The organism is Flavobacterium sp. (assembly GCF_021151785.1).
GTDB lineage: Bacteria > Bacteroidota > Bacteroidia > Flavobacteriales > Flavobacteriaceae > Flavobacterium.
Genome location: NZ_JAGKWP010000116.1, coordinates 1 through 6,828, shown reverse-complemented (window position 1 = coordinate 6,828; position 6,828 = coordinate 1). Strand labels below are relative to the sequence as shown.

7 protein-coding genes are annotated in these 6,828 nt (G+C 30.3%); 4 read left to right on the top strand and 3 right to left on the bottom strand.

Translation table 11 applies throughout. The features are described from left to right. From QZ824_RS10130 to ahcY, 3 genes are all read right to left on the bottom strand, one after another. The coding region (locus tag QZ824_RS10130; protein WP_291275901.1) for a M56 family metallopeptidase at nucleotides 1-1,535 on the bottom strand (1,535 nt) is incomplete at its 3' end. Next, on the bottom strand, nucleotides 1,532-1,903 hold the full coding sequence (locus tag QZ824_RS10125; RefSeq protein ID WP_291275900.1) for a BlaI/MecI/CopY family transcriptional regulator: 372 nt from the start codon (nucleotides 1,901-1,903) through the stop codon (nucleotides 1,532-1,534). The genes QZ824_RS10125 and QZ824_RS10130, both read right to left, overlap by 4 nt. Before the next feature lie 151 nt (nucleotides 1,904-2,054). Beyond that, the gene (ahcY, locus tag QZ824_RS10120) at nucleotides 2,055-3,371 is read right to left on the bottom strand and encodes an adenosylhomocysteinase (RefSeq protein ID WP_291275899.1); all 1,317 of its coding nucleotides are present in this window, start codon (nucleotides 3,369-3,371) and stop codon (nucleotides 2,055-2,057) included. Nucleotides 3,372-3,523: 152 nt separating this feature from the next. On the opposite strand from ahcY, the gene QZ824_RS10115 reads away from it, so the two are divergent. From QZ824_RS10115 to arfB, 4 genes are all read left to right on the top strand, one after another. Next, on the top strand, nucleotides 3,524-4,213 hold the full coding sequence (locus tag QZ824_RS10115) for a 4'-phosphopantetheinyl transferase superfamily protein (protein ID WP_291275898.1): 690 nt from the start codon (nucleotides 3,524-3,526) through the stop codon (nucleotides 4,211-4,213). Between the two features lie 90 nt (nucleotides 4,214-4,303). Further along, nucleotides 4,304-4,915 carry a nicotinamide riboside transporter PnuC gene (gene pnuC / locus QZ824_RS10110; RefSeq protein WP_291275897.1) on the top strand — a complete coding sequence of 204 codons (612 nt, stop codon included), beginning with the start codon at nucleotides 4,304-4,306 and terminating at the stop codon, nucleotides 4,913-4,915. Then, nucleotides 4,885-6,420 carry a DUF4301 family protein gene (locus tag QZ824_RS10105; protein WP_291275896.1) on the top strand — a complete coding sequence of 512 codons (1,536 nt, stop codon included), beginning with the start codon at nucleotides 4,885-4,887 and terminating at the stop codon, nucleotides 6,418-6,420. Before pnuC ends, QZ824_RS10105 begins: the two co-directional genes overlap by 31 nt. Further along, a complete protein-coding gene (arfB, locus tag QZ824_RS10100; RefSeq protein WP_291275895.1) occupies nucleotides 6,413-6,814 on the top strand; it encodes an alternative ribosome rescue aminoacyl-tRNA hydrolase ArfB in 402 nt (133 codons plus the stop codon). Before QZ824_RS10105 ends, arfB begins: the two co-directional genes overlap by 8 nt. Nucleotides 6,815-6,828: the final 14 nt, after the last annotated feature.

Below are 6,828 nucleotides of genomic sequence, written 5' to 3'. Positions count from 1 at the left end.
ATTATAGTTATTGTAGCACCTGAATATGCATAATCCCTTTTCTTTCTCAAATCTTCATCTTCTTCAAATTTATCATTACCGTCATTCACATATATATTATAACCATCTTTCTTTTCTTTATACCAAACAAGAGTATCAAATGGGTATTTCTTCATAAAAATATCATTTTTAATTGTTTTATATGAAGCATATATTATCTTTATAGTATCACTACCGAAATGTAAATGACTGTTCTTTAAATTTTCAGCAAAATACTCTTTTGTGTAAAGCGCATATTGGTACTCTTGAGGAAAACGTTTAGAACGAGCATTTTTATGCACAAAACTATAGGTATAATAACTAAAATCGGTTCTTTCGAATTTTTTTATTTCTTCTTTAGTCACAACTTTACCATTAATCCAAACCGCCATATTTTTAGTTTTCATCTTTTCAAACAAGAGTTCAGGAATCTCTTTTTCAATAATTATTTCTGGAACAAGATCAAGATATTTTCTTCTGTCTTCTAATGCTAGTTTTTCATATAATGTTACCTCTTTTCGGTTATTTCTTTCATCAATAATTTTCACATAAACACCACTATAATAACGATCTCTAATTTTATCTTTATCCGTTATTTTATCATTTTTAATTATATCATTTGAAGCTAATTCTTTCTCTTGTGCTATAATTTTTACACAGAAAAAGTAGACTAATCCCAGAAAAACAGGCACTATTGCAATTTTTTTCAATAAAGCTATTTTTCTTGTGGTGCTTTTTGTCATCATAAGTAAGCGCTTTTTTGTTATTAAATAATTTAGATTAGTCGTTAAATAAACAGCAGCTATATTACTACTTTTTTGCAAAAGCAAATTCTGATAATAAGGAATATTACTATATTCATTTACTACTTTCTCATCAGCCAAAAATTCATGATTCAACTGAATAGCTTTTTTATAGAAATACAATATTGGATTGAACCAAAAAACACATTTTAACAACTCTACAAACAAAATATCCAATGTATGTTTTTCAGTCACATGAACTAATTCATGAGTAAACAATTCTTCTTCAATTGCATTTTTATTATACTCTTCGATGTTGATATATATATAATTTAAAAAGGTATAAGGAATAATTTTTTCATTGACCAAAACTAAATTGGCACTTTTATATTTTATAACTGGATTTGTTCTCGATTTTGAAATTAAACTGAATGAATTTATTGTAAATCTCATAATCAACACAAATAGAACTAAACCATATACTCCCGATGTTATATAAGGTGTATAATTTATAGATTCTTGCAAAGGAATGACACGCTCACTAATTTGATCATTATGTATAATAACGGGAGTTGGATCAAGATTTATATTTTTAACTGTTGGAACAATTTTAATAAATTCAAATGTTATAAACGGAATTAAAAATGAAATTACAATTGTAGCTAAAAGATAAAACCTGTTAAATCCATGAATTCTTTCTCGTTCTAACACTAAATAATAAAAAGCAATAAAAACAGTTAAACTAATTGTTGATTTAATTAAGAAGTCGATCATTTTTTCTTTTTTTGAAGTTCAACATCAATAATCATTCTTAATTCTTCTAATTCTTTTTCAGTCAAATTTGTTGAAGTGGTAAAGAAAGAAGCAAATTGTGAAGCAGAATCATTAAAAAAATTTTTAATCAAACCATTAACGTGTTTTGAAAAATAGTCTTCTTTCTTTACTAATGGATAATATTCTCTTGAATTTCCAAATTCGGTGTAAGCCACAAATTTTTTATCAATCATTCGCTTTAATAATGTTGCTAGAGTTGTTGTGGCTGGTTTTGGCTCTGGATAGGCTTCTAAAATATCTTTTAAAAAAGCTTTTTTAAGTTTCCACAAGTGTTCCATTACTTGTTCTTCGGAATTAGATAATTGCATACTTCTACGTTTTTAGAATTAACTCTACAAATGTAGAATAAAAAATCAATTCTACAAATGTAGAATAAAATTTTAACAAAAAACCCTCACATTTCTGTAAGGGTTTTGTTTGATTATCAAATACGAATTCGACTAATCGAACAGTATAACATTAATATCTGTAATATTCAGGCTTGAATGGACCTTGCACTTCAACTCCAATATAAGCTGCCTGCTCAGGATTTAAAATTTCTAACTCAACTCCTAATTTAGCTAAGTGAAGTGCTGCTACTTTTTCATCTAAATGTTTAGGTAACATGTATACTTCATTTTTATAAGCGGCACTATTTGTCCATAACTCAATTTGAGCCAACGTTTGGTTAGTAAATGAATTTGACATTACAAAGCTTGGGTGACCCGTAGCACAACCTAAGTTTACTAAACGACCTTCAGCTAAAATGATAACTTCTTTACCTTTTACATTGTAGATGTCAACTTGCGGTTTTACTTCCTGTTTGGTATCACCATAATTTGCATTTAACCAAGCCATATCAATTTCGTTATCGAAGTGACCAATGTTACAAACGATTGCTTTATCTTTCATAGCCTCGAAATGACGACCTACAACAATATCTTTATTTCCAGTCGTAGTAATCACGATATCAGCATTAGCGATAACAGTATCTAACTTTTTAACTTCATAACCGTCCATAGCAGCTTGTAAAGCACAAATAGGGTCGATTTCTGTAACTGTTACAATTGAACCTGCTCCACGGAATGAAGCAGCTGTACCTTTACCTACATCACCATAACCACATACTACAACTCTTTTTCCAGCTAACATTACGTCTGTAGCACGACGAACTGCATCTACCGCAGATTCTTTACATCCGTATTTATTATCAAATTTAGATTTTGTTACTGAATCATTCACGTTAATTGCTGGCATATACAATGTACCAGCTTTCATTCTCTCATATAAACGGTGAACACCCGTTGTGGTTTCCTCTGACAATCCTTTGATACCTGCTACCAACTCTGTATATCTATCGAAAACCATGTTAGTTAAATCTCCACCATCATCCAAGATCATGTTTAACGGTTGTCTCTCTTCACCAAAGAATAATGTTTGCTCGATACACCAATCGAATTCTTCTTCATTCATTCCTTTCCATGCATACACTGGAATTCCAGCGGCTGCAATAGCCGCAGCTGCATGATCTTGAGTAGAGAAGATATTACATGAAGACCAAGTTACATCAGCCCCTAAAGCAACGAGCGTTTCAATTAACACAGCTGTTTGAATAGTCATGTGTAAGCATCCTGCAATACGAGCTCCTTTTAATGGCTTACTAGCACCATATTCTGCTCTTAAAGCCATCAATCCAGGCATTTCTGCTTCAGCTAATGTAATTTCTTTTCTTCCCCATTCTGCTAAAGAAATATCTTTAACTTTGTATGGTACATACGGAATTGTTTTCGTACTCATTATTTTTACTAATTAATTTTTTATTTTTGAGGATGCAAATTTACAACATAAGTTTGTATTTTCTAAACATTAACGGTTTTTTTATGATTTGTTCATACATCTAATCATTTGAAAGACAACCATATAATTTTAAACCACTTAATAACTTACCTATGCCTTTTCATAGTTTCATCGAAATAAGTCCCTCAATCTCTGCCTTCTTTTGGAAAAATTCGGAAGCAATTGAAGATTTATGCACCGAAATTTTATTAAAAGAAAGTTCAATTGAACGATTAAAAGGCATGCAATCCATTGAACATAAAAAAGGATTTTTAGGGGTTCGTAAACTACTCGAACATATTGGCTACACTGATTTTGATTTGTTTTATGATCAAACTGGGAAACCTCATCTAATACCAGAGGCTAAACAAAAATCAAGCGTTGAAGCAATCAAAACTAACCATCCAATAGTTGATATTAAGCACATTTCAATTTCACACTCACATGAATTTTCAAGCATTTGTGTAAGCACTGACGAAAAAATTGGTGTAGATTTAGAAAAAATTAAAGATCGAGTGATGAGAATTGCACCTAGATTTATGGATATATCACATTTGGAAAATCTAACTCAGGAGGAACAATTGAAAAAAGCAACGATTGTTTGGGGAGTAAAAGAAGCTATTTTTAAAATCAAAAATGAAACTGGAATAAGTTTCCCAAGACATATTAACGAACTCCCATTCACTTTAAATGACAAAGAAGGAACCGCTTTTTTAACCTATAATAATCACAAGGAATGTTATTGCTTCAAATTTTATGAAATTGAAAATTTTATCTTTGTCTGTGCCACACCAAAAAAATAAATTTTAGGCAAAAATCATTACAATTGAATTTATAGAAAAGAAAGCCAACTTATTTTAACTTAAAAACTAAAATTCCCCTTTTTAACTATTATGTTAGATTTTTTAATTGATTCCTATAAAAATGTTCCTCTTTGGAAAATTGTAGCAGAGGCAATTGTGTTTTTCTTTGGAATCGTAAGTGTCATTTTTGCCAAAAAAGAGCATATTTTAGTTTATCCTACAGGCCTGATTTGCACATTAATAACGGTATATTTACTCTACATTGCTCATTATTACGGAGAAGTTATTTTAAATTCTTACTATTCAATTATGAGTTTTTATGGATGGTACAAATGGAGTAAAAAGAGTGACAAACCTGATTTGAAAATTTCGAGAACATCACCAAAGGAAAAAAAAATAGGTCTTCTCATTTTCAGTATTACCGCATTACTAACTTATTTTGTGTATGTTTTTTTTGATTATAAACTTGAAATTCCCAATTATATTGATATTTTTACATCTGGATTATTCTTTACTGCCATGTGGTATATGGCCTTAAAGAAAATTGAAAATTGGACACTCTACATTATTGGAGATGCTGTAGCTGTTCCCTTGTTTATTTACAGAGGGTACAACCTATTAGCCTTACAATATGTGATTTTTACAATTTTAGCAATTTTAGCTTATTTAGAATGGAGAAAATATTTAGCGAAGCAGATTTAAAATACATTGTTCAAAGAGGAAATTCATTAGACAAAATTATGCAACAATTGCATTATTTTAAAAATGGTATTCCAAAAATCAATTTACATAAGTGTGCTACCATTGGGGATGGTATTTGGAAGCTTAATTCAAAAGAACAAAATGAATACATTACTTACTTTGATGAGCATAAAAATCAATTTGAAATTGAAAAATTTGTTCCTGCATCTGGTGCTGCCACCCGCATGTTTCAGTTTCTTAATGAATTTCTAAACCAATTTAATCCTGAAACCGACACCATCACAAGTTACATCAACAAGTTTAAGGACCAAAACTTAAATATTTTCATTGTAGGAATTCGAAATTTTCCTTTTCATCCAGAACTAAAAGCTAAAACAAGAGCGCTTTTCCCTGAATATATAAATTTTACATCTGATCAGAAAATACATGCTATCATATACACCTTATTGAATGAAAAAGGTCTACATTTTGCAGCTAAACCTAAAGGCATATTGCCATTCCATGTAAAATCAGATGCTATTTTCACGCCAATTGACGAACATGTAGCAGAGACAATCTATTACCAAAAAGAAAATACAAAAGCTAAAATTCATTTTACAATCTCTAAAGAATTTAAATCTCATTTCGAGACAATATTAAATAAATACAACCATATTGAAGTTAGTTTTTCTTATCAAGATCAAACCAGTGATACAATTGCAGTAGAAGCTAACAACACGCCTTTTCGCTTAGAAAACAATGAACTTTTCTTTAGACCAGGTGGACATGGTGCACTTATAGAAAATTTAAACCAGCTTACCTCTGATGTTGTGTTCATCAAAAATATTGATAATGTAGCTCAAAACAACATCAAAGACGGCATTGCTAATAAAAAAATTTTAGGGGGCATTTTGTTAGAAATTCAATCTCAAGTATTTAACTATTTAGCTGAATTACAAGATGAAAATATTAGCGAATCAAAAATTAAAGACATCAAAAATTTTGTAGAAGAACGTCTATCGATGCCTTTATTAGATGAATTTTCTATGTTTCAAAAAAACTATCAACGAGAATACCTCATTAAGGTACTAAATCGTCCTATTCGAGTTTGTGGAATGGTCAAAAATGAAGGTGAACCTGGGGGAGGACCATTTTGGGTAATTGACAGTAAAGGAAGACGTACCTTACAAATTGTAGAGTCCTCACAAGTAGATTTACAAAATGTAAAACAAAAAGAGATATTTAAAAATTCAACGCATTTTAATCCCGTTGATTTAGTTTGCGGCATTAAAAATTTTAAAGGTGAAAAATTTGATTTAACAAAGTTTGTAGACCCAGACACGGCTTTCATTACTGAAAAAACAAAGAATGGAAAACCAATTAAAGCCTTTGAATTACCTGGCTTATGGAATGGTGCCATGGCAAAATGGATTACTATTTTTGTTGAAGTTCCACTTACAACATTCAATCCAGTAAAAACGGTTAATGATTTATTAAAACCTGCTCATCAACCCAACAATGAATAAAGAAATTTTGCTTTCTGAACTTCATTTTAAAGCAGTTCGCAGTAGTGGAGCTGGAGGACAAAACGTGAACAAAGTTTCATCAAAAATGGTTTTAATTTTTGATGTATCTTCCACCTCTGGATTAAACGAAGAAGAAAAAGAACGTATTAAAGTTAAATTAAAAACTAAAATTTCACAAGAAAACCTATTAATTTTAACTTGTGATGAAGATCGAAGTCAACTTAAAAATAAAAAAATCATTACCCAACGTTTTTTTGAGCTGATAGATAAAGCACTACAAATACCCAAAACTAGAAAAGTTACTACGGTATCCCGATCCGCTAAAGAAAAACGTCTACAGGAAAAAAAGAAAGCAGGAGAAATTAAAGCCAACAGAAGAAAAGTAGACTTATAATTAGAAAATATTTT

What these genes read in the sequence shown, in the direction of transcription:
- QZ824_RS10125 (WP_291275900.1), bottom strand. Translation starts at nt 1,903, where the DNA reads ATGCAATTATCTAATTCCGAAGAACAAGTAATGGAACACTTGTGGAAA.
- ahcY (WP_291275899.1), bottom strand. Translation starts at nt 3,371, where the DNA reads ATGAGTACGAAAACAATTCCGTATGTACCATACAAAGTTAAAGATATT.
- QZ824_RS10115 (WP_291275898.1), top strand. Translation starts at nt 3,524, where the DNA reads ATGCCTTTTCATAGTTTCATCGAAATAAGTCCCTCAATCTCTGCCTTC.
- pnuC (WP_291275897.1), top strand. Translation starts at nt 4,304, where the DNA reads ATGTTAGATTTTTTAATTGATTCCTATAAAAATGTTCCTCTTTGGAAA.
- QZ824_RS10105 (WP_291275896.1), top strand. Translation starts at nt 4,885, where the DNA reads ATGGAGAAAATATTTAGCGAAGCAGATTTAAAATACATTGTTCAAAGA.
- arfB (WP_291275895.1), top strand. Translation starts at nt 6,413, where the DNA reads ATGAATAAAGAAATTTTGCTTTCTGAACTTCATTTTAAAGCAGTTCGC.